The organism is Vagococcus entomophilus (genome assembly GCF_003987595.1).
Classification (GTDB): domain Bacteria; phylum Bacillota; class Bacilli; order Lactobacillales; family Vagococcaceae; genus Vagococcus_E; species Vagococcus_E entomophilus.
In genome coordinates this window covers 534,560-556,962 of record NZ_NGJZ01000001.1, presented here as the reverse complement: position 1 = coordinate 556,962, position 22,403 = coordinate 534,560, and the positions used below count along the sequence as shown (strand labels likewise).

Here is a 22,403-nt window from a genome sequence, read left to right as displayed (position 1 = left end):
TGATAAAGAGAAAAAGTAGACCAGCATTGCTACTCCTTCTCTCATTATTTTACTTATTCTTCAGTATCTTTCAAGTAAATACTTCCTGTTGTTGTATTTAATTGAATATGAGTAGGTTGTGTATCCATAATCCTTCTGAACTCTAACAACTTACTAAATTTTTCGTTTTTTTCACGAATTGTTTCTACTTCTTCCAAGCGACTTTTTACCGAGCCGATGCTTGCTTTTGCAACACCTTCTAATGAAGCTGCCCGTGGAACTGCTAATTTAATGGTTCCATTTGTTGTTTGAACTTGAATATTTTTGAACGTATTTTCCGTTGTTACTGGAGTGATTTTGGTTGTGCCATTGACTAAAGAAAGCTTCAAATTTTGAATATCGGATTTCAAATGGTAGTTTCCGTTTACCGTTTCCCCAAGAAAATCAATAATCGAGCCATCCGTTACCACAACGTTACCATTGACACTATCCACTTCAATCATCGTAGCATCTGTATGTTCAAAGCGAAGATTGCCATTCGTACTTTTCACATAGATATCTTTTGCTTGGATATTTTGGAAAATACTATCTCCATTTAGTGTTTTAATGGCTACATGATCATAAATTCTATTTGGTAAATAAAAAACAACATTGGCAACTACTCGTTTATTGGGGACATGGAAAAGAATTTTTTCATCATCAACTTCCACTACACTACGCGCGAGAAACGCTTCAAGTGGTGTCGCTTCATCCATTTTTCCATAAAGTTTAATTGCAACATCCATCTTAATCGTTTCGTCTTCTGAAGAGCGAAAATCAATCTTTCCGTTTGCAATTTTCACATCAATGATGCTCGCTTTAGCATCTTCATATACAAAACTATGATCAAATTTTGTTGAGTGCATTCCTGGTACTTTGAGATTGACATCTTTCCAATCTACATTATCACTAACTTTTTCAGCAACGTTCTTAAATGTTTGTTTGAACATTTTTCCTAATTGCAAACTAGCTTCTTCAATTTTTCCACCAAACTGATTCATGGTATCAGAAGCATTTTCTTTCCAGTCATCTGGTATATCAAAACGATCAGACCAAGAAGCACCTTGTGCTTTCTTTTCTTCTTTTTCTTTTTTCTTTAATTCTTGTAGTTCTTGTTCCAAACGCTTTTTCTCGGACATAAACTCATTTTGTTCTTTTTCTTGCTTTTGAATTTCACTGATTAGTTGCTTTTGTTTGAGTTGGCTTTCTGCATCCAGCGTTTCTAGAGATTCCATTGTGTCATAAATACTCAATTGTTCTTTTTGGTCTTTAATCTTTTGCGCCCCTTCTTCAATCTTGGCATTGATTTCATCTAATTCTGCAGATAAATGGTTGGCAGAATTGGCAAGGTCTTCCAAGATTTTTTCTAAGCGTTCTTCATCTTGTTTGCGTTGTCTTTCTTCTATTTCTGAAAAATCTTCAGAAAAAGTTGTTTGTTTCTTGTCTTCTATTTGTTGTTTTTCTGAGACAATTTCCTCAGCTTTTTGCAATTGCTTTTTATTTTTATCAGTCGCACTATTTTCTAGTAATACTAAAGCTTCTTCCGTAGAAAGGATGCCTTTTTTTACGAGTTCTAAAATTCGTTGTCTTTCTTCCATTGTTATAGCCTCCTAGCTAAGTAGTAAAAGTTATTGTTAACTTATGAATTCATTATGCGCTGTTTTTTGTTTTTTGTCATAGGACCTAAGAACGATTTATTCATAAGAAGTAAGTCTGAGACAAAAAAACTAGAATAAAATTCATTACGAATTTTATTCTAGTAGCTCACTTTTTATCTGGTCAAATACTTTTTATACTTTTCTGTTTGTAAAATTTTCTTTGCATTCTCTACACGTTCGTTGGTAGGTGGTTCAATTCCTTCCAAAGGATAGCTAAGTCCCAAATCTTGCCACTTAAAAATCCCCATCTTGTGGTAAGGTAAAACTTCTACCTTATCGACATTCTCCAATGTCTCAACAAATGTATTTAGTCGCTCAAGATACGCATCATAGTCACTGCGCTCTGGTACTAAAACATGCCTAATCCAGACAGGCTTTTGAATTCTTGAGAGATAAGTTGCCATCTCCAAGATATTTTGATTGCCATGTTGTGTTAGTTCTCTGTGTTTGGCATCATCAATATGCTTAATATCAAACAAAAGTAAATCCGTATTTTTCATTAATTCATTAAACTTTGAGAAAAAAGGTTCTTCTGTGGTAAAAGGCTTTCCACAAGTGTCAAGTGTGGTATGGATATTTCTTTCCTTTGCCTTTTTAAACAACTCAATTAAAAAGTCTAACTGTAACAATGGTTCTCCACCGCTAACGGTTATCCCACCATTTTTCCCCCAGTATTCACGGAATCTTTCTGCTTTATCAAGTAGTTCATCTGCTGTATATTCTTGTCCCGTGCCAATTTTCCAAGTATCAGGATTGTGACAAAACTCGCACCGCATTCGGCAACCTTGGGTAAAAATAACAAACCGGACGCCCGGACCATCTACCGACCCAAAACTTTCTGTAGAATGAATATGTCCGATAATTTTTTTACTACTCATTTTGCTCACATCCTATACTTACATTTTTAATTAGTTTATTTACATTCTGTCGTGTGACGTACGCATTAAAACATCAAGCTGTTGTTCACGCGTCAAATCACGGAATTTAACCGCATATCCAGATACTCGAATCGTAAGGTTTGGATACTTCATTGGATTTTCCATAGCGTCTCTTAGCAAATCATTACTAAATACATTCACGTTCAAATGATACGCGCCTTTTAAAAAGTATCCATCCATCACATTTCTTAAGTTGTTGATTCTTGTTTGATCATCTTTGCCTAATCCAGTTGGGTTAATTGTTTGGGTATTAGAAATTCCATCGCGAGCAAAAGCATAATTCAATTTAGCCGTAGAATTCAAACTAGAAAGAAGTCCATTTTGTTCTGCATTGTAGCTTGGATTAGCACCTGGTGCTAAAGGCTTACCAGCTTCACGTCCATCCGGTGTATTCCCTGTATTCTTCCCATATACAACATTTGAGGTAATCGTCAAAAGTGATGTAGTTGGAGTTGAATCACGATAAGTTTTGTGGCGTTTGATTTGAGTCATAAAATACTCTAAAATCCACTCTGCAATTTCGTCTGCACGGTTGTCATCATTTCCGTATTTAGGGAACTCTCCTTCCACTTCAAAATCAACTGCTACGCCTTGTTCATTTCTAATTGGTTTAACTTGAGCATATTTGATTGCTGCAAGACTATCCGCTGCATGAGAAATACCTGCAATTCCCGTTGCGAATGTCCGTTTTAAATCTGTATCCATCAAAGCAAGTTGGGCCGCTTCGTAAGAGTACTTGTCATGCATGTAGTGAATGACATTTAGTGTATTAACATATAGCTCTGCTAACCAGTCCATAATATTTTTGTACTTATCTAATACTTCATTGTAATCCAATACCTCAGAATCAATCGGTCTAAATGCTGGCGCAACTTGGGCACCTGTCATTTCATCAACCCCCCCGTTGATTGCATAAAGCACTGCTTTAGCTAAATTGGCACGTGCACCAAAGAATTGCATATCTTTTCCAATAACAGTTGCAGATACACAACAAGCAATTGCACAATCATCTGATCCCCATTGTTCGCGTAATAAATTGTCATTTTCAAATTGAATGGAAGAACTTTGAATCGCAATTTTTGAAGCATACGTACGAAAACCCTCTGGTAGACGTTCTGAATACAACACAGTCAAGTTTGGCTCTGGGGAAGGGCCCATGTTTGTAAGAGTGTGCAACATACGGAAATCATTTTTTGTTACAAGTGAACGTCCATCTAAGCCCATACCTGCAATAGATAACGTCGCCCAAATTGGAAATCCAGAGAATAATTGATTATAGTCTGGTGTACGAGCAAACTTCACCATGCGTAACTTCATTACTAGGTGATCAATCAACTCTTGCGCTTCTTTTTCGGTAATTACGCCATTATCTAGATCACGTTGAATATAAATATCAAGGAATGCAGAGATACGACCAATAGACATTGCTGCACCATTTTGAGATTTAATGGCTGCTAAATAACCAAAGTATAACCACTGAACTGCTTCCTTTGCATTCGCAGCTGGTTTGGAAATATCATAACCATATTTTGCGGCCATTTCTTTCATTTGAGCAAGCGCACGATATTGATCCGTAATTTCTTCACGTAGACGAATCACTTCTTCACTCATTGTGTGATAGCCTGTCATATCATGATCTTTTTTCTTTTGCTCCATCAAATAATCAATTCCGTAAAGAGCGATACGACGATAATCTCCAATAATCCGACCTCGACCATAAGCATCTGGTAATCCAGTAATAATTTTGTTTTTACGTGCTGCTCGCATTTCAGCTGTATACGCATCGAAAACTCCCTGATTATGCGTTTTTCTCCAGTCTGTAAAAATATTTGTCAGTTCTTCATTTGGCATGTAGCCATTACTGGTCAGGGCATTGTTTGCCATTTTAATTCCACCAAAAGGCATAAATGCTTGTTTCAATGGTTTGTCTGTTTGAAGACCAACGATTTGCTCTAAGTCTTGATCCAAATATCCAGCATCATGAGATGTGACCGTTGAAACAATTTCAGTATCCATATCATAGACACCATTTCTTTCAAACTGAACATCATTTAATTTTTGTAATTCGTCCCATAGTTTTTCTGTCGCTTCTGTTGGTTTTTCTAAAAATTGATCATCACCTGTATACTCCGTGTAGTTATTTTGAATAAAATCACGAGTATCTACGCCTTGTTGCCACTTAGTCCCTTTAAATCCTGCCCATTGTTCCATTTCAATGCCCTCCTTGAAGGTTTAATTTTTAGTTATAACAGCGTTTACATGTTCAGTATAACACAATCTTTTTAATTGACAAGAATTATTTATACGATTTTTGAAAAATTTTAAGAAAACAAAATAAAAATCCTTACGAAACACCTTTATAATAGCCTTTAACGAGTTGTTTAAATTAAAGTTAAGCTTATGATCCGCTTCATCTCTATTGTAATAAAACGCATACAAAAACGTTTCTGTTGTATAACAGAAACGTTTTTGTGTTTCTTTTTATATAACAAATATCTATTTTTTCACAAAAGAACTAAATAAATATTTTACTTATTTAAAACTTTCTCTTCTACTCTTAATTATGTGTTTCCCTAATTTAAAAAACAACAAAATCTCCTAGAACAAATAGTGACTGTACTAGGAGATTCTATTGATTAAATAAAAGAATGACTTTTTTATTTTATCGAGCATCATGTGTTGCTTGCACAAAAATAACCGTTGTTTCTATCAGTCATTCTCAGTTTTTTTCAAAAAGCTAGGGCTAACTGAGCGAACTTTTCCGTCTACCTTTTCATCTAAGAAGAAAGAACCATTGGATGTTCGTTCACCAATTGGAATGGATTTTTCAATCACTGTAAATTCTTTTTCTTTATCCGTATACACATTTAACGCTTCAAATTTATCTGATTGGTTCATATAAATAATCCGATGTGGATTGTTCTTCAATTCTCTAAGGACCATTAGTCCACGTTTGGCACGTCCAAGAGCGGTTAATTCTTGAGCTAACATGCGCTTGCTTGCACCTCGTTGTGTAATGATCGTAACCGGAGTATCTCCTTCATGTAAAACTGTCAACCCGTTTACGATAAAATCGCCCTCTTTAAGATTCATGGACTTAACTCCCGCCGCTTTCGCTCCGACAACCGGCACCTCTTTCAGTGGGTAACGTAATCCAAAGCCTCTATGGCTCACCAAGAATACATCCAGTGCCTCCTCAGATGCTACCAACTCAATATCGACTAAACAATCTGAGTCAGATTTGAGTTTGATACAACTAGTTGCACGACTTTTATAAGTTCTCCACGGCTCAAATTCCGTCATTTTCGTTTGCTTGATCATGCCTTCTTTAGTGATTAAAACAAATTGTTTGTCTTGATCCATCTTTTTGTAAGGATAAACTGCTAAAATAGTTTCATCCATTGACAGTCCTGAAATCGTTTGAGAAATATGCTCTCCAACATCTTTCCAGCGTAAATCTGGTAGCTCATGGATTGGACGATAAATGACATTCCCGTGACTTGTAAATAAAAGCAGATGATCCAAAGTGTTCAATTGTCCTGTATAAAGAACAATATCCCCTTCTTTCATTCCCAGCTCTTCAGGTGTAGAGGCAGCATAAGAACGTAGACTACTCCGCTTGATGTAGCCTTCCTTGGTCACAGAAAGAATGACATCTTCTTGTGCCACAAGAATTTCTGTTTCAATCTTTAGCTCTTCAATCTGTTCTTGAATTTTAGTCATCCGAGGAGTTTCAAAGTTTTTCTTAACCTCACGCAATTCTTTTTTCATCAATTTGAATAGTTCACTGTCATTATTTAAAATCAACAACAAGTACTCGACTTGCTGACGCAACTCTTCTGCTTCTTTTTCAAGGGCCGTAATATCCGTATTCGTCAATCTATACAATTGTAAAGAGACGATTGCCTCAGCTTGTTCCTCTGTAAATTGGTAAGCTTTCATTAGATTATGCTTGGCATCTTTTTTATCTTTACTTGCACGGATTGTGGCGATTACTTTATCCAGAATAGAGAGTGCTTTGATTAAGCCTTCCACTATATGTTGCCTTTTTTTGGCTTTTGTCAGTTCAAATTGGCTTCTTCGCGTCAAAACATCTTTACGATGCTCAATATAAGCTTGTAAAAAACGTTTTAATCCGACTTGTTCAGGACGTTGGTGATCAATCGCTACCATATTAAAATTATAATTGATCTGTAAATCTGTATTTTTAAATAGATAATTCAGGATTCCTTGTGCATTGGCCTCTTTTTTTAACTCTACTACTACTTGAAGGCCTGTTCGATCGCTTTCATCACGGACCTCTGCGATACCATCAATTTTTTTATTTATGCGAATTTCATCCATTTTTTTGACCATATTCGCCTTATTGACTTCATAAGGAATTTCATTAATCACAATTTGCTCTTTTCCACCCTTGATTTTTTCAATCTTGGTTTGAGAACGAACGATGATTTTTCCACGACCTGTTTCATACGCTTGCTTTAGTTCTTTTTTCCCTTGAATAATCCCACCAGTTGGAAAATCAGGTCCAGGTACAAACTCCATCAACTTTTCAAGCGTTGCATTGGGATGATCAATTAAATAAATAGTCCCTTCAATCACCTCACCCAAGTTATGTGTTGGAATTTCAGTCGCATATCCTGCTGAAATACCAGTTGAACCATTCACTAAGAGATTCGGATATTTTGCAGGTAATACAGTGGGTTCTTTTTCAGTATCATCAAAATTCCAAACTAAATCAACCGTCTCTTTTTCAATGTCTTGTAACAATTCACCACTTAACTTTGATAGACGAGCTTCGGTATAACGCATGGCAGCAGGTGGATCTCCGTCCATACTCCCATTATTCCCGTGCATTTCAATCAAGACCTCGCGTAGTTTCCAATCCTGACTCATGCGAACCATGGCTTCATAAATACTGCTATCACCATGAGGATGATAATTCCCCATGATATTTCCGACAGACTTTGCTGATTTACGGAAAGCTTTATCAAAAGTGTTGTTGTCTTTATCCATCGCATAGAGAATTCTTCGTTGCACAGGCTTTAAACCGTCACGAATATCTGGTAATGCTCTTTCTTGAATGATGTACTTGGAATAGCGACCAAAACGATCACCCATCACATCTTCAAGTGTTAGTTCTTGAATTTCTTCTCGTTGATTCATTCTTGTCCTGTTCCTTTCATTCGTTTAGATTATCAAATAAATTGATCTCTTCAAGCGATTTTTCGCTTTCTGATTCTTTATTTTCTGCAGAGTCTTCGTGCTCACCTGCTTGTTCAAGTAAACTGCCATCCTCTTCTAAGGTAAACTGTACATGACTTTCAATCCACTTACGCCTTGGTTCCACTTTGTCTCCCATAAGAGTGGTCACCCTGCGTTCAGCCTGAGCAGCATCATCAATCTTCACTCGTACGAGCGTTCTGGTTTCAGGATTCATTGTAGTCTCCCACAATTGGTCCGCATTCATTTCGCCAAGTCCTTTGTAGCGTTGTAACATGTACCCTTTTCCAACCTGATTTGTCACTTTGGCAAGTTCGTCATCGGTCCAAGCATATTCAAGTACAGAATTTTTTCCCGTTCCTTTAGATACCTTGTACAAAGGTGGTAAAGCAATATAAACTTTTCCAGCCTCAACAAGTGGCTTCATATAGCGATAAAAGAAAGTCAGTAACAGTATCTGAATATGTGCGCCATCTGTGTCGGCATCGGTCATAATGATGACTTTATCGTAGTTGCAATCTTCAAGCGAAAATTCTGGTCCTACACCTGCGCCAACTGTATAAATGATGGTGTTAATTTCCTCATTTTTTAAAATATCTTGCATTTTTGCTTTTTCTGTATTGATTACTTTTCCACGCAGCGGCAATATCGCTTGAAACTTACGGTCTCGTCCTTGTTTTGCCGATCCACCTGCCGAGTCTCCTTCGACAAGATACAATTCATTTCGTTTAGGATTACGAGATTGTGCGGGAGTTAACTTCCCTGAAAGTAAGGACTCCCCTTTCTTTCTCTTCTTTCCATTTCGACTCTCTTCACGTGCCTTACGTGCTGCTTCACGTGCTTCACGTGCTTTGATCGCTTTTCGAACAAGCATTTGACTCACTTCATTATTTTCTTGTAAATAAAAAACCATCTGTTCACTAATGACGTTATCTACCGCACTCCTTGCAGCTGGTGTTCCTAGCTTGCCCTTGGTTTGTCCTTCAAATTGCAGCAGATTTTCTGGAATACGGACGGAGATTACCGCTGATAAGCCCTCACGAAAATCCGTTCCCTCAAGATTTTTATCTTTTTCTTTTAGTAAACCACTTTTTCTAGCATATTCATTAAAGGATTTGGTCAGTGCTGTTTTCATTCCTACCTCGTGCGAACCACCGTCTTTGGTTCGCACATTATTGACAAAGGAAAGAATATTTTCTGAATATCCATCATTGTACTGATAGGAAAATTCAACCTCAATGCCTTCTTTTTCACCTGAAAAATAAACAACAGGAGTGAGCGTATCCTTTTCTTCGTTTAAATAGGCTACAAATTCTTTAATTCCTTCTTCAAAATGGAAAACTTCTTGAGTGTCTGTCCGTTGATCGGTTAAGGTAATCTTAACCCCTTTCAATAAGAAAGCAGACTCTCTTAAGCGTTCTGCTAATGTATCATAAGAAAAGTTTAGGGTTGAAAAAATTGTTTTATCTGGCAGAAAATGAACAAGTGTCCCGTTTTTCTCCCTAGTTTTCCCTATTTTTTCTAGCGTACCATTGGGTTTTCCACCATTTTTAAATTTTTGCTGATATTTTATACCATCACGGACAATCGTCACAACTAACCATTCTGAGAGTGCATTCACAACACTAGCACCGACTCCGTGCAATCCTCCTGATGTTTTGTAACCACCTTGACCAAATTTTCCACCAGCATGCAAAACTGTGAAAATCACTTCGACTGTTGGAATCCCTGAAACGTGCATCCCAACGGGCATTCCCCGTCCATAATCTTGTACACTGATACTATTATCTTGATGGATTGTTACCTGAATATCTTTCCCATAACCAGAAAGCGCCTCATCAACTGCATTGTCGACTACTTCATAAACTAAATGATGTAATCCTTTACTATCTGTTGATCCAATATACATTCCTGGGCGTTTTCTAACTGCTTCTAATCCCTCTAAAACCTGAATAGAAGAATCATTGTATTCGTTCTTTACTTTTTTAGGCATGCGAATAACTCCTTCGTTCCTATCTACTTGGCTTCTTAACCACGTAATTCCTATAATACTCTAAATTTGTTCAATTGAAAAGCTTAGTTTAAGGGATAATTTGCTTTTTTATCGTTTTCCTCTCTCTCAATATCTGTATTTATTTAAAAATGAGATTCTATATAAATATTTTATAAAGCAATTGAGTCCTGTCTTTTTAAATGGTAGAATAGGCTGTAATGATAGAAGAGGGGACTTCATTTATGACAAGCAATATAATTTTATTTGTAGCCGCATACCTTTTGGGTTCTATTCCATCAGGCGTATGGATTGGCCGCATTTTTTTTCACAAAGACATCCGTAAGTATGGAAGTGGTAATACTGGTACAACTAACACATTTCGTGTATTAGGACAAAAAGCTGGTATTTCAGTCTTTGTCATCGATTTACTGAAAGGAACACTTGCTACTTGTTTGCCTTATATCTTTGGTTCATCCATCAATCCACTTTGGTTTGGACTAGCCGCAATTTTAGGACATACCTTTCCAATTTTTGCTAGTTTCAAAGGAGGCAAAGCGGTGGCAACGAGCGGAGGATTACTACTTGGATATAATCCAGCATTTTTCTTCTTTTCATTAGCTCTATATTTAATTATTCTATATATAACTAGCACCGTTAGCCTTACTAGTATGCTGAGCGCCATCATTATTACACTTTCAACATTGATACTACCTTATATCGCGCCAGGTATTTTACCTGCGCATGATTGGTTGCTAACTTTGATTGCACTTGGTCTAACGATTTTCATCTGTTTACGCCACAAAGAAAATGTTGGCCGAATTAAAAGCGGTACTGAGAGTACTATTGGTTTTGGACGTAAGAAAAAAAAGCAAGCACGGGTCAAATGAAAAAAACTCGATGGCTTTGACAAAGAGATTCTACCTTGATCTCTTTGTTTTTTATTTAGAAAAGAGCTTATGACAACCCTTGATGTGTTTGTCATAAGCTCTTTTTTCATTTAAGAACCGGTTTTATTTTGTTTCAACCTGAATTGTATACGAACACTCAAAATCATGATTAGGTTCAAGCTGATTGATTCCTAATTTTTGAGTCAATTCTCCCTTTGAATCAATCGTATCAGCAAGTCCCTGCCAAGGTTCTAAACAAACAAATGGCGCTTTTTTGGGAAACGGAGACCAAAGACCAACAAAAGGCATCTGATCATACGAAACCACTACCTTATTAGCACTGTTTTGAGCTTCCAAAGTAAGCTTTGTTGGGCCAGTTGTTGCATAAATCAACGCATCTTGACTAAATATGTCGTGCCTTAAAGGAATATCAAGTAACTTTTGTACTACTGTTTTCTTTTCCAAATGAATATATGCTCCGTCTAATGGCAAACGACTCACTGGTTCTGTTGATTCTAGTTTTATATGATAGTCTTCAAAATCTAGGTTGGAATCTAGCGGAACATTAAATGCTGGATGCCCCCCTATCCCAAAATACATCTTGGATTTCCCTTTGTTTGTCACACGGTAGTTAACTACTAAATGATTTTTGTGTATTTGATAGCAAATAAGCAACTGAAAATCAAAAGGATAACTTTCTTTCGTTTCCTCATTGCTAGAAAGCGAAAAGGAAAGGCTGTTTGGTGTTTCACTTTGAACTCTAAAGACTTGATCACGGGCAAAACCATGTTGTGAAAGAGCATATTCTTTTTCGTCATAGATATATTTATCCCCTTTAAGCTTTCCTACAATCGGAAATAGAATTGGGGCATGACGACCCCAAAAATCAGCATCAGCCTGCCAAAGGAACTCCAACCCTGTCGCGACATCTTTTAAACTAACTAATTCTGCTCCTTTTCGGTCAAAGGTTGCACAAATTTTATCGTTTTTTATTTGAAGTAATTTTCTTGTCATCGGGTTACACAAGTGTTTCTTTTTCTAATTGTTCGATAAATCGTTTATTAATAATTCTGATGTAAGTTCCTTTCATCCCAAGAGACCGAGATTCAATGATTCCTGCAGATTCTAATTTTCTAAGAGCATTGACAATAACTGAGCGAGTAATCCCAATTTTATCCGCGATATTAGAAGCTGTTAATCTTCCTTCATCCCCTTCAAGCGCATCAAAGATTGCTTTTACAGCTTTAAGCTCACTATACGATAGGCTATTAATCGCCATTTGCACCGTAGTAGCACTTCTTATTTCTGACTCAATCACGCGAGACTCTTGATACAAAATTTGCATGCCTACAACCGTTGCACTGTATTCTGCTAGAACCAAATCATCATTGTCAAAAGATTGCCCAATTCGACCCAAAATAATCGATCCCAAGCGTTCCCCAGCACCAAATATTGGGACAACTGTTGTGAGTGCATTTGGCAGTGTTTCTCTTAGTTCCACAGGGAAAGCGGTCAATTCGTCATTCACATCAATATTTTCTTTTGTGACTTGTAACAAACCAACATTGTTCATGTAGCTTTGAGGAAAACGCTGTGTTTCTAACATATGCTTAATTCGATCATTGTTAATATCGTGTTTGACAAAATATCCTAACAAGACGCCTTCCTTGTTGAGAATATACGTATTACTATCTAAGACATCACTTAAAACTTCTGAAATCTGATTATAAGGCAAGGTTGCTTCTAACTTTACTGCATTATTTTGTTGTAGCAACGCATTGATTGCACGTGTTTTCTCTAATATATTTCCCATTTTTCTTCCTCCAACTCTTTTGATTAAAGAATGTATCTGGATAAGTCCTCATCATTGACAATATGCGCTAATTTTTCATCTACATAATTTTCTGTAATGGTAATTTCACCCATTTGCATATCTGGTGCTTCAAAGAGTAAATCTTCTAACAGTTTTTCTAAAATGGTATGCAGTCTTCTAGCCCCAATATTATCCGTTTCTTGATTGACTTGATAAGCTATATTGGCAATACGTTCGATTGCTTCAATGGTAAAAGTAACATCGATATTTTCTGTACCAAGTAGTGCGATGTACTGTTTAATTAAAGCGTTGTTAGGCTCTGTCAGAATCTTAACAAAATCGTCTGCCGTCAAGTCTTCTAATTCGACACGAATTGGGAATCTACCTTGAAGCTCTGGAATCAGGTCACTTGGCTTACTCAAATGAAATGCACCGGATGCGACAAATAAGATGTGATCAGTTTGAATGGTACCATATTTAGTTGTCACTTGTGAGCCTTCGACAATCGGAAGAATATCTCGTTGAACCCCTTCTCTTGAAACTTCACCAGATTGTTGAGATTTTGAAGTGATTTTATCAAATTCGTCAATAAAAATGATGCCATTTGCTTCTGCCATTTGGATTGCTTGGCTATTTAAATCAGCCTTGTTGACTAATTTTTCTGATTCTTCTTCTAAAAGAATCTCACGGGCTTCTTTAACAGTAACCGTACGTTTGACTTTTTTCTTAGGTGTAAGCGCACTAAGAGTATCTCCTAAGTCAATGCCCATTTGTTCTAACCCATTGTTCATCATAGGTGCTGGACTTTTCGCTTCTTCAACCTCAATTGTTACTTCTCTTTGATCCAAGAGACCTTTTTCAAGCTGTTCTTTAATTGCTGCGCGGCTTGTTTTAATACTCTCTGTTACTTCTTCTTTTTCTTCTTCTGCAGGCTGTTGCATTGTATTAAACATTTGCATCATTGCCTCAAACTGATTGCCACTTGCTTGTTTTTTTTCTTTCTTAATTCCTGGAACTAGCAATTTCACTAAGCGTTCGTCAGCTTTTTTGACTGCACGACTATACACTTTGCTATGTTGCTCTTTCTCAACAATCTTTATGCTCGCCTCAACCAAGTCTCGAACCATAGACTCAACATCACGCCCAACATAGCCCACTTCTGTGAATTTAGTTGCCTCAACCTTTACAAATGGTGCGTTGACAATTTTGGCTAAACGTCTGGCAATTTCTGTTTTCCCAACTCCAGTAGGCCCGATCATGAGCATATTTTTTGGCGTAACTTCTTGTTGCATCGTCTCTTCTAGTTGCATCCTACGAAAGCGGTTACGAAGCGCTACAGCAACAGACTTTTTAGCCGTAGACTGCCCAATAATATATTGATCAAGCTCTTGCACAATTTGTCTTGGTGTTTTACTCATTACAGATTCATTCATTTTTTTCACTCCTACTATAATTCTTCTACGATAATATTATGATTTGTATAGACACAGATATCTGCCGCTACGTTCAAAGCAGCTTTCGCAATTTCTCCTGCAGTCAAACTTTTATCTCCATGCTGTTTCATTGCACGGGCTGCAGCAAGCGCATAGTTCCCACCAGAACCTATGGATAAAATTCCATCATCTGGGGCAATCACTTCACCTGTTCCAGACACAACTAGCATTTCTTTGTCGTTCATAACAATTAACATCGCTTCTAATTTTTGCATGGCTTTATCCGTGCGCCATTCCATAGCGAGTTCTACAGCTGCACGCATCAAATTCCCTTTGTATTGGTTCAATTTTCCTTCAAACTTTTCTTCTAGATTAAAGGCATCTGCTACGCTTCCAGCAAACCCTACTACTACTTCATCATTATAAATTCTACGTACTTTTCTTGCAGTTCCTTTCATAATAACCGTCTCGCCCATTGTCACTTGACCGTCTCCAGCCATTGCAAATTTTCCGTTTTGTTCTACTGCACAGATAGTTGTTGAATGAAATGTTGTAATACTCAATTTTATTTCCTCCTAAAATTCTTTGATATTATGCTCGTGGGTGAAACGTTCGATAATTTTTTTGTAAGCTTTCTTTTGTTACATGGGCGTAGATTTGAGTGGAAGACAAACTTACATGTCCTAGTAGTTCTTGCACTGTCCTCATGTCTGCTCCATTATTTAACAAATGCGTTGCAAAGGTATGGCGCAACATGTGTGGATGAATATTGGCACTTAAACTACTTTTTTCAATAATTTTATTTAAGATATATTCAATTCCTGTTGCGGTAATTGGTTCACCGTGATGATTAACAAAAACATATTCGTGCTGTTTTTTATAAGTATCCATCAATTTTTTCCTTGATTGAGCGCAGTAATTTTGTAAGGCATCTGCTGCAAATGAGCCAAATGGTACATAACGTTCTTTATTCCCTTTTCCGTGAATCAACATCACACTTGCCTTAAAATCAATATCTTGCAAAGTCAGCCCTGCACACTCACTAACGCGGATTCCTGTTCCATAAAGAACTTCTAAAAGTGCTTCATTTCGATTATCCAAAAGAGTCTCCTCTTTTACTGCCTCAAAAAGCGCCTCCATTTCTTTTTCGTAAAAAAAATGTGGCAGCCTTAATTGTTTTTTTCTCATTTGAACATAAGAAAAAGGATTTTCTTGAATAAAATTTTCTTGTACTAAAAATTGGTAGAAGGCGCGTAAACTCGAAATTTTGCGACTTAAAGAATTTCGACTATAAGATTTATCATAAAGAGAACTCATGTAAATCCTCACATCTTGATGTGTAACAGCCAAAAAGTTATCATCACCAGAACGGTGCAAAAATTTCAAAAAGTTAAAAACGTCCTCTTGATAAGCTTGAATCGTTTTATCAGAATATTGTCTTTCATTAGTTAAATAACGTAAGAAAAGTCCCAATTCTTCTGGCTTTTGCTCCATCTCACTCGCTCCTTTTTAATACTAGCTTACTTTACCATATCCCATTTTTTTATACAAATAAATTGTCAGAATTTAATTAATATTTTCCACTATTGTCACAATTTCTTCATATTCACAGTCACTTCTAATTAATTATAAAACAAAAAAGAAAAAAGCTTATACTTTTCTCTTTTGTTTTTATTGAAATCTCATTTTACTAAATAAAATCAAACTGATTTATTAAACCATGCTCTTCTAGTCTTCTACTGCTCAGTCAATTGTTTTTTTACTTTCTCAGTCGCTTGTAACGCACGACTCGCAATCGCTTCATAACGCAATTTTTTATCTCTAATTCTTTCAGGTAGTTCTGGGAAAATTCCGAAATTTGCGTTCATAGGTTGAAAATGTTTGCCTTCTGTATGAGTAATATAGTACGCCATACTACCAACTGCTGTTTCATTGGGAAATTCGATGAGTGGCTCTCCTTTTACAAAACGAGCAGCATTTATGCCAGCTACCATACCGCTTGCAGCACTCTCCACATATCCTTCTACCCCAGTCATTTGACCAGCAAAAAATAACTCTTCATTTGCTTTTAGCTGATACGTTGCTTTTAATACTTTGGGTGAGTTCATAAAAGTATTGCGGTGCATCACACCATATCGGACAATTTCTGCATTTTCCAAACCTGGAATCATCTGAAATACTCTCTTTTGCTCGCCCCATTTTAAATGCGTTTGAAAACCAACCAAATTATATAAAGAAGCGGCTGCGTTATCTTGTCTTAGCTGTACAACTGCGTAAGGTCTTTTACCCGTTTTGGGATCTTCAAGCCCAACTGGTTTCAATGGACCAAAAAGCATCGTTTTAATTCCCCGACTAGCCATTACTTCAATTGGCATACAGCCTTCAAAATATTTTTCTTTTTCAAAAGAATTTAACGGAGCGACCTCAGCAGAAATCAAAGCCTCATAAAAACTTTGGAACTCTTCTTCTGACATCGGACAATTTAAATAAGCAGCTTCTCCCTTGTCATAGCGAGATTTTAAGTAAACCTTATCCATATCAATTGAACTTTTTTCAATAATTGGTGCTGCTGCATCGTAAAAATAGAGGCCATCTGAGTCCATATATTGATGAATCGAATGAGCGAGTGCATCCGATGTCAGTGGACCTGATGCAACAACGGTAACGCCTTCTGGAATTTCTTCTACTTCCTCATCAATAACTGTAACATTAGGATGATTGCGCAGAGTATCTGTAATTGTTTGTGAAAACAAATCACGGTCTACTGCAAGTGCGCCACCAGCAGGAACCGCTGTTTTGTCAGCTGCCTTGATAACAAGAGAATGATAGGCTCGCATCTCTTCTTTCAGCAAACCAACTGCATTGGTGATGTTATTCGCTCTCAGTGAATTGGAACAAACCAACTCGGCGAATTGATCGGTGTGGTGCGCAGGTGTTTTTTTTACTTTTCTCATCTCAAAAAGTCGAACTTTTACACCAGACTCGGCAATTTGCCATGCTGCTTCACTCCCAGCAAGTCCTGCCCCGATTACATTAACAAATTTTTCTGTCATACTCAGTTCTCCTTTTAAAAAGCGACAGTCACAAATCTTCAACTACCGCCTTTTTTTATTTTTGAATATCTTCTTGATAGTCACAGTGACTACATAAGACTTGTTTGCCACCTTTAACTTTTTTCTCAACTAGATAATGCGAACATTTAGGACAATCTCGACCGATTGGCTTGTCCCAAGAAGTAAATTCACATTCTGGGTAACGATTACACCCATAAAAAATACGATTTTTCTTCGATTTTCTCTCGATAACCTGTCCTTTTTGACACTCTGGACAAGCAACACCGATTTCTTTGACAATTGCTTGTGTATTTCGGCACTCTGGAAAGTTGCTACATGCGTAGAATTTTCCATACTTTCCAAGTTTAATGACCATTGGGTGCCCACATAGCTCACAATCAAACCCTGCTGGTTCATCTTTAATTTGAATTTTTTCGATATTTTCTTCTGCTTTCTCCAATTCGACTGCAAAAGGTTTATAAAAACGGTCCACAACTTCTACCCATTCTTCTTTTCCTTCTTCCACCGCATCAAGATCGTGCTCCATACTTGCAGTAAAGTTAATATCAACAATTTGTGGAAAGAAGTCACAAATAATCGTATTGACGATTTCACCTAATTCAGTTGGTTCAAAACGCTTATTGGCTAATTTCACGTAGTAACGTCTTTGAATCGTTTCAAGCGTTGGTGCATAGGTGGAAGGACGTCCCACACCATTTTCCTCTAGTGTACGAATCAACGTTGGCTCACTAAAACGTGCTGGTGGTTGTGTGAAATGTTGTTTTGGTTCCAAATCAACGGCTTTTACAATTTCGCCTATCTCTAAATCTGGTAAGACATTCTCTTTTTCTTCCTTACCATCATCTTTCCCCTCAACATATACCTTCATGAAACCTTGAAATTTGATTTTTGACCCATTGGCAATAAACGTGACATCGTTTTGCTCTAGTGTGACTTTCATTGTATCCAGTACTGCTGGCGTCATTTGGCTAGCAACAAATCTTGACCAAATTAAGTTATATAATTTGAATTGGTCTTTATCCAAATATTTTTTTATTTCATCTGGTGTACGCATGACACTTGAAGGCCTAATTGCTTCATGGGCATCTTGAGCACCTTTTGCTTGCTTACTTTTTTTCCCACCATGAGAAGAAAATTCTTTACCAAATTTGTCTTCTATGTAACTAGCAGCTTCGCCTTTTGCAAGTTCTGAAATTCTTGTAGAATCCGTACGCATATAGGTAATTAAACCGACTGTTCCTTCTTTACCAAGCGAGATTCCTTCGTATAGTTGCTGTGCAACCATCATCGTTTTCCGTGTACGGAAATTAATCTTGCGTGCCGCCTCTTGTTGCATACTACTCGTTGTAAACGGGAGTGCTGGATTTCTTTTGCGCTCTTTCTTTTCTACGTTTTGAATCTTATATTCTTTTGAAGTAAGCTTTTGAGTAACTTCTTTAACATCTTTGTCTGTTTTTAATTTTTTCTTTTTCCCGTTTAATCCGTAAAAATTGGCTTTAAATTTTTTCCGGCCTTTTTGAAAATTAGCAGCAATGCTCCAATACTCCTCAGGCTTAAACTCACGAATTTCTTTCTCACGATCAAGAATTAATTTTAAGGCAATCGACTGCACGCGACCGGCGCTGAGACCTTTTTTTACTTTACGCCACAGAATTGGGCTAATCGAATATCCTACTAAACGATCAAGTACACGGCGAGCCTGTTGCGCGTCCACTAAATCAAGTTTAATGGTTCTTGGTTCTTTGAACGCTGCTTTCACCGCGTCTTTGGTAATTTCATTAAAGACAACCCGGTTTTTATCTTTCAAATCTAGTCCTAGAAGGTGAGCCAAATGCCAAGCTATGGCTTCACCCTCTCTATCTGGATCGGCTGCGAGATAGACTTTTTGCGCTTTTTTTGCTTGTGATTTTAATTGTTTAATGATGTCACCTTTCCCACGAATGGAAATGTAGTGAGGCTCATAATGATTTTCAATATCGACACCCATCTTACTCTTTGGTAAATCTCGGATGTGTCCGACACTCGCGACAACTTTATAGTTACGTCCTAAGTACTTTTCAATTGTTTTAGCCTTAGCTGGTGATTCTACGATAACTAAATATTTATATGCCATGTCGCATGCGCCTCCTTTTTTATTTATTCTTTGTCAAACTGCTTCATTCTAATTAGTCATAATGAATCGGTTTCAATATTATGCTATTTATGAGCGGTTTGTCAAGGAATCTTTATTTATTTATAAAAATTCTTCTATTATATGTTCGGATTTCCAGATACATTTCGCCCCTTGCTGAATTAATTCGTGACACCCCTCTGTGGTTGGTTTTGTACTATCACCAGGTACACAAAAAACACTACGTCCAGCTTCGAGTGCATACTGTGCGGTAATCAAGGTCCCACTCCTTCTTCTTGCCTCCACAACGCAAGTACCTTGCGTAATCCCTGCAATAATTCGGTTTCTCATTGGAAAATGGTAAGAAAAAGGGGGCGTATCATCTGGGTACTCGGTCACTAATAAATGATTTTTTGCAATAAATTGCTGAAGTCGAAAGTTTTCTTTTGGGTAGGTTCGCTCTAATCCAGAACCAATCACTGCAATCGTGCTCCCTTTTTGTCTAATGGTCATTTGATGGGCGTAAGTATCAATCCCTCTGGCAAGTCCACTTACAATTGGGATACCCGCACGGACCAGTCCCGGTACTAAGCGCTCTATTACCTTTCTACCTGAGCTTGTTGCCGCCCTTGATCCGATGAGTGCTAGCGATGACTTAGACAGTAACTGAATATCTCCTCTGTAAAAAAGTAAGACAGGTGGATTGTAAATTTCAGCCAAGCAACTAGGGTATGCTTCGTCTAATAAAGTAATAAACTTTTCATTTTGATAATTCAACTGCCATTTCTTTTCATTTTTAAGTATCTTCTCATACGAGGTAATAAGGACCTCTTTCATTTTTGTCCGTAATTGTAGCGCATCACATAATTCTAAAAAAGAAACCTGTTTGCAATGATAGTTTTCCAAATATTGAAGCATCTTTAATAATTGTACATTGCTTAGACTTGGGATTTGTTTCATTAAAAATAAAAAGTATCTTCGCTCTGGCAACATAAAAAAACCTTCTTTCGCATTTATATCTATATATTTGCAAAAAAAGGCATCTTTCATTAAATTAGGTTTTTTATTGGAGCAAATGACTGCCGATGTATCGGACAAATGCCTTGTTTTTCTATTCCAGCTAAATGCTCTTTCGTTCCATATCCAGCATTTTTAGCAAAACAGTAGCCAGGATATAAATGATCGTAGTCAACCATCATCTTATCTCGCGTGACTTTTGCAATAATACTTGCACATGCAATCGAAATGCTTTTGGCATCTCCTTTGATAATCTTTTCTTGGGGTAAAGCACAAGGAAGAGTCATGGCGTCAATCAGTAAACAATCTGGTGCTTGTTCTAGCTTTTCAATTGCCTGCATCATCGCATATTTGGTTGCTTCGTAAATATTGATTTTATCAATTACTTTTTCATCCACCACACCAATTCCAATGGCTAAGGCTTGTGCTTTTATTTGCGTAAAAAGCTCTTCTCTTTTACTAGCACTTAGCTGTTTGGAGTCATTTACTTCCACAAGATTGAAGCATTCTGGTAAAATAACTGCAGCTGCTACAACAGGACCTGCTAATGGACCACGTCCCACTTCATCAATCCCAGCAATGAATTTGTAACCTTGATTACGTGCTTGGAGTTCAAACTGCTGCATTTCCATAAAGTGAGTTTTAAGCTTTGCCTGTTTATCTAGTTTTTTACGCCATTGCCTGATGGCATTTTGAACACCAGATCTTGTATCTTTTTCTATTTCCTTGATGAATGCGGAGGTTTGATCTGTTTCTTGTAATAATTGTGCTTTTATTTCTTTAATCGTCTGATTACTTTTCACTTTGAACACTCATTTCTTGGTAACGATCCAATGTAAATCTACCTAATTTTCCACTCCGAATCTCTTGAATGATGAGTTCACTCCCTCTTTCATAGTCCTCTCTCAGTCCTCTTTTTTCGGTGATTTTCATCAATAATTCTGCCTCTGGTAAATCCAGCTCTTGTTCAGATAAAGCATACCGTTCTGTTAAGTTTTGCGGATAAAAGGATTGCCAAAAGCTTAAACCATAAATGGCCAAATCATCCATATGCAGTAAATTATCTTTGATTGCACCAGTCAGTGCTAATTTTCGTCCGATTTCTGCATCTTCAAACTTCGGCCAAAGGATTCCAGGGGTATCAAGCAGTTCTAACTCATCTCCTGCTTTTAACCACTGCTGTCCTTTGGTTACACCTGGACGATTTCCTGTCTTTGCAATATTTTTTTTGACTAGTCGGTTCATAATCGTCGACTTGCCAACATTAGGTATTCCAATACACATTGCTCGAATCGCTTGAGGCTTCAAGCCTCTTGCGGATCGGTGTGCGATTTTTTCAGCTAACACTTTTTTAGCTTCGGGTACAATATTTTTGATTCCTTTTCCTTGCTGTGCATTCACAATTAAGCTAGCATATCCTTGTTTTTGGAAATAATGCTGCCATCTAGCTGTTTCTTTAGGATCTGCTAAATCCCCTTTATTTAGCAAAATAATTCTGGGCTTTTGTTGAATAATTTGATCTAACATTGGATTACGACTTGAAATGGGTAGGCGAGCGTCTACCAGTTCAAACACAATATCAACAAATTTAAGTTTTTCTGTTACTTCTCTCTTGGCTTTTGCCATATGTCCTGGAAACCATTGTATTGTCATCACTTTAAACTCCTATTTTATTATTTGCATACGATCAAATGGATAATAAATCATCACAACCTTACCGAAAACTTGATTCTGATGAACAACACCAAAAGACCGACTATCCTTACTTAATCGCCGATTGTCCCCTAGAACAAAATAACAATTTTTAGGGATTTTTTTTGTACTTAACAACGTACTTGTTGTAAATTCATTGGTATAGTTTGAAGTAGGGGCATGTTCTTTTTTATTTTCTGTCAAAAAAGACTCCATTCTTTTTTTTCCATTGACATATAATTGGTCTTTCTTGTAAGTAATTTCTTCGCCTGGAAGTCCAATCACACGCTTGACATAGGTTTTCCCGTCATCTAGATGAAATACAATGATATCAAAGCGATGAATCTCACTCATCTTCTCTGTAATTACATGATCTCCTTGCTTTAAATTTTTCTCCATTGATATTCCGTCAATGGAAAGTGGGATAAATAAAAAACCCCTTATGATAAAAACAAGTACAATTGAGATGGCACACATGATCAGTCCATTCATTACTTGTGTCATTTTATCCCTCAAACGCCCACCCCCTAAACTCTTTCTCTATCAT

The 22,403-nt window shown here is 37.1% G+C and carries 17 protein-coding genes; 1 reads left to right on the top strand and 16 read right to left on the bottom strand.

Translation table 11 applies throughout. From position 1 onward, the window contains the following. Positions 1–53 precede the first annotated feature (53 nt). From liaX to parE, 5 genes are all read right to left on the bottom strand, one after another. Positions 54–1,616 carry a daptomycin-sensing surface protein LiaX gene (gene liaX / locus CBF30_RS02530; RefSeq protein WP_126822453.1) on the bottom strand — a complete coding sequence of 521 codons (1,563 nt, stop codon included), beginning with the start codon at positions 1,614–1,616 and terminating at the stop codon, positions 54–56. A 173-nt stretch (positions 1,617–1,789) separates the two neighbouring features. Beyond that, positions 1,790–2,554 carry a pyruvate formate-lyase-activating protein gene (pflA, locus tag CBF30_RS02525; RefSeq protein WP_126822451.1) on the bottom strand — a complete coding sequence of 255 codons (765 nt, stop codon included), beginning with the start codon at positions 2,552–2,554 and terminating at the stop codon, positions 1,790–1,792. Positions 2,555–2,593: 39 nt separating this feature from the next. Next, positions 2,594–4,825, bottom strand: coding sequence for a formate C-acetyltransferase (gene pflB, locus CBF30_RS02520; RefSeq protein ID WP_126822449.1), 2,232 nt, complete (start codon positions 4,823–4,825; stop codon positions 2,594–2,596). Between the two features lie 498 nt (positions 4,826–5,323). Then, positions 5,324–7,780 (bottom strand): DNA topoisomerase IV subunit A, encoded by a 2,457-nt coding sequence (parC, locus tag CBF30_RS02515; protein ID WP_126822447.1) that lies wholly within the window; start codon positions 7,778–7,780, stop codon positions 5,324–5,326. Between the two features lie 16 nt (positions 7,781–7,796). Next, positions 7,797–9,830: a DNA topoisomerase IV subunit B gene (gene parE, locus CBF30_RS02510; RefSeq protein ID WP_126822445.1), complete on the bottom strand. Its 2,034-nt coding sequence runs from the start codon at positions 9,828–9,830 to the stop codon at positions 7,797–7,799. A 242-nt stretch (positions 9,831–10,072) separates the two neighbouring features. On the opposite strand from parE, the gene plsY reads away from it, so the two are divergent. Continuing rightward, positions 10,073–10,717, top strand: coding sequence for a glycerol-3-phosphate 1-O-acyltransferase PlsY (plsY, locus tag CBF30_RS02505; protein WP_126822443.1), 645 nt, complete (start codon positions 10,073–10,075; stop codon positions 10,715–10,717). Between the two features lie 123 nt (positions 10,718–10,840). Here plsY and CBF30_RS02500 read toward each other — a convergent pair whose 3' ends face one another. From CBF30_RS02500 to lepB, 11 genes are all read right to left on the bottom strand, one after another. Then, on the bottom strand, positions 10,841–11,731 hold the full coding sequence (locus CBF30_RS02500) for an aldose 1-epimerase family protein (RefSeq protein ID WP_126822441.1): 891 nt from the start codon (positions 11,729–11,731) through the stop codon (positions 10,841–10,843). A gap of 4 nt (positions 11,732–11,735) precedes the next feature. After that, positions 11,736–12,530: a GTP-sensing pleiotropic transcriptional regulator CodY gene (gene codY, locus CBF30_RS02495; protein ID WP_126822439.1), complete on the bottom strand. Its 795-nt coding sequence runs from the start codon at positions 12,528–12,530 to the stop codon at positions 11,736–11,738. Between the two features lie 23 nt (positions 12,531–12,553). Next, the gene (gene hslU, locus CBF30_RS02490) at positions 12,554–13,963 is read right to left on the bottom strand and encodes an ATP-dependent protease ATPase subunit HslU (RefSeq protein ID WP_126822437.1); all 1,410 of its coding nucleotides are present in this window, start codon (positions 13,961–13,963) and stop codon (positions 12,554–12,556) included. A gap of 14 nt (positions 13,964–13,977) precedes the next feature. After that, positions 13,978–14,526, bottom strand: coding sequence for an ATP-dependent protease subunit HslV (hslV, locus tag CBF30_RS02485; RefSeq protein WP_126822435.1), 549 nt, complete (start codon positions 14,524–14,526; stop codon positions 13,978–13,980). Positions 14,527–14,554: 28 nt separating this feature from the next. After that, the gene (gene xerC / locus CBF30_RS02480; protein WP_126822432.1) at positions 14,555–15,457 is read right to left on the bottom strand and encodes a tyrosine recombinase XerC; all 903 of its coding nucleotides are present in this window, start codon (positions 15,455–15,457) and stop codon (positions 14,555–14,557) included. Between the two features lie 242 nt (positions 15,458–15,699). Beyond that, a complete protein-coding gene (gene trmFO / locus CBF30_RS02475; protein WP_126822430.1) occupies positions 15,700–17,016 on the bottom strand; it encodes an FADH(2)-oxidizing methylenetetrahydrofolate--tRNA-(uracil(54)-C(5))-methyltransferase TrmFO in 1,317 nt (438 codons plus the stop codon). Between the two features lie 55 nt (positions 17,017–17,071). Beyond that, positions 17,072–19,150, bottom strand: coding sequence for a type I DNA topoisomerase (topA, locus tag CBF30_RS02470; protein ID WP_126822428.1), 2,079 nt, complete (start codon positions 19,148–19,150; stop codon positions 17,072–17,074). Between the two features lie 120 nt (positions 19,151–19,270). After that, positions 19,271–20,140 (bottom strand): DNA-processing protein DprA, encoded by an 870-nt coding sequence (dprA, locus tag CBF30_RS02465; protein WP_170168911.1) that lies wholly within the window; start codon positions 20,138–20,140, stop codon positions 19,271–19,273. 56 nt (positions 20,141–20,196) lie between these two features. Beyond that, positions 20,197–20,967, bottom strand: a complete 771-nt coding sequence (locus CBF30_RS02460) for a ribonuclease HII (protein ID WP_126822424.1) — start codon at positions 20,965–20,967, stop codon at positions 20,197–20,199. Further along, entirely contained in the window at positions 20,957–21,817 is an 861-nt protein-coding gene (gene ylqF, locus CBF30_RS02455) for a ribosome biogenesis GTPase YlqF (protein WP_126822422.1), read from the bottom strand. The genes CBF30_RS02460 and ylqF overlap by 11 nt, the downstream gene beginning before the upstream one ends. A gap of 12 nt (positions 21,818–21,829) precedes the next feature. Then, positions 21,830–22,360 (bottom strand): signal peptidase I, encoded by a 531-nt coding sequence (gene lepB / locus CBF30_RS02450; RefSeq protein WP_126823738.1) that lies wholly within the window; start codon positions 22,358–22,360, stop codon positions 21,830–21,832. Between the last annotated feature and the right edge of the window lie 43 nt (positions 22,361–22,403).

What these genes read in the sequence shown, in the direction of transcription:
- topA (WP_126822428.1), bottom strand. Translation starts at nt 19,150, where the DNA reads ATGGCATATAAATATTTAGTTATCGTAGAATCACCAGCTAAGGCTAAA.
- trmFO (WP_126822430.1), bottom strand. Translation starts at nt 17,016, where the DNA reads ATGACAGAAAAATTTGTTAATGTAATCGGGGCAGGACTTGCTGGGAGT.
- liaX (WP_126822453.1), bottom strand. Translation starts at nt 1,616, where the DNA reads ATGGAAGAAAGACAACGAATTTTAGAACTCGTAAAAAAAGGCATCCTT.
- xerC (WP_126822432.1), bottom strand. Translation starts at nt 15,457, where the DNA reads ATGGAGCAAAAGCCAGAAGAATTGGGACTTTTCTTACGTTATTTAACT.
- hslU (WP_126822437.1), bottom strand. Translation starts at nt 13,963, where the DNA reads ATGAATGAATCTGTAATGAGTAAAACACCAAGACAAATTGTGCAAGAG.
- lepB (WP_126823738.1), bottom strand. Translation starts at nt 22,360, where the DNA reads ATGACACAAGTAATGAATGGACTGATCATGTGTGCCATCTCAATTGTA.
- ylqF (WP_126822422.1), bottom strand. Translation starts at nt 21,817, where the DNA reads ATGACAATACAATGGTTTCCAGGACATATGGCAAAAGCCAAGAGAGAA.
- plsY (WP_126822443.1), top strand. Translation starts at nt 10,073, where the DNA reads ATGACAAGCAATATAATTTTATTTGTAGCCGCATACCTTTTGGGTTCT.
- CBF30_RS02500 (WP_126822441.1), bottom strand. Translation starts at nt 11,731, where the DNA reads ATGACAAGAAAATTACTTCAAATAAAAAACGATAAAATTTGTGCAACC.
- parC (WP_126822447.1), bottom strand. Translation starts at nt 7,780, where the DNA reads ATGAATCAACGAGAAGAAATTCAAGAACTAACACTTGAAGATGTGATG.
- parE (WP_126822445.1), bottom strand. Translation starts at nt 9,830, where the DNA reads ATGCCTAAAAAAGTAAAGAACGAATACAATGATTCTTCTATTCAGGTT.
- codY (WP_126822439.1), bottom strand. Translation starts at nt 12,530, where the DNA reads ATGGGAAATATATTAGAGAAAACACGTGCAATCAATGCGTTGCTACAA.
- dprA (WP_170168911.1), bottom strand. Translation starts at nt 20,140, where the DNA reads ATGTTGCCAGAGCGAAGATACTTTTTATTTTTAATGAAACAAATCCCA.
- pflA (WP_126822451.1), bottom strand. Translation starts at nt 2,554, where the DNA reads ATGAGTAGTAAAAAAATTATCGGACATATTCATTCTACAGAAAGTTTT.
- pflB (WP_126822449.1), bottom strand. Translation starts at nt 4,825, where the DNA reads ATGGAACAATGGGCAGGATTTAAAGGGACTAAGTGGCAACAAGGCGTA.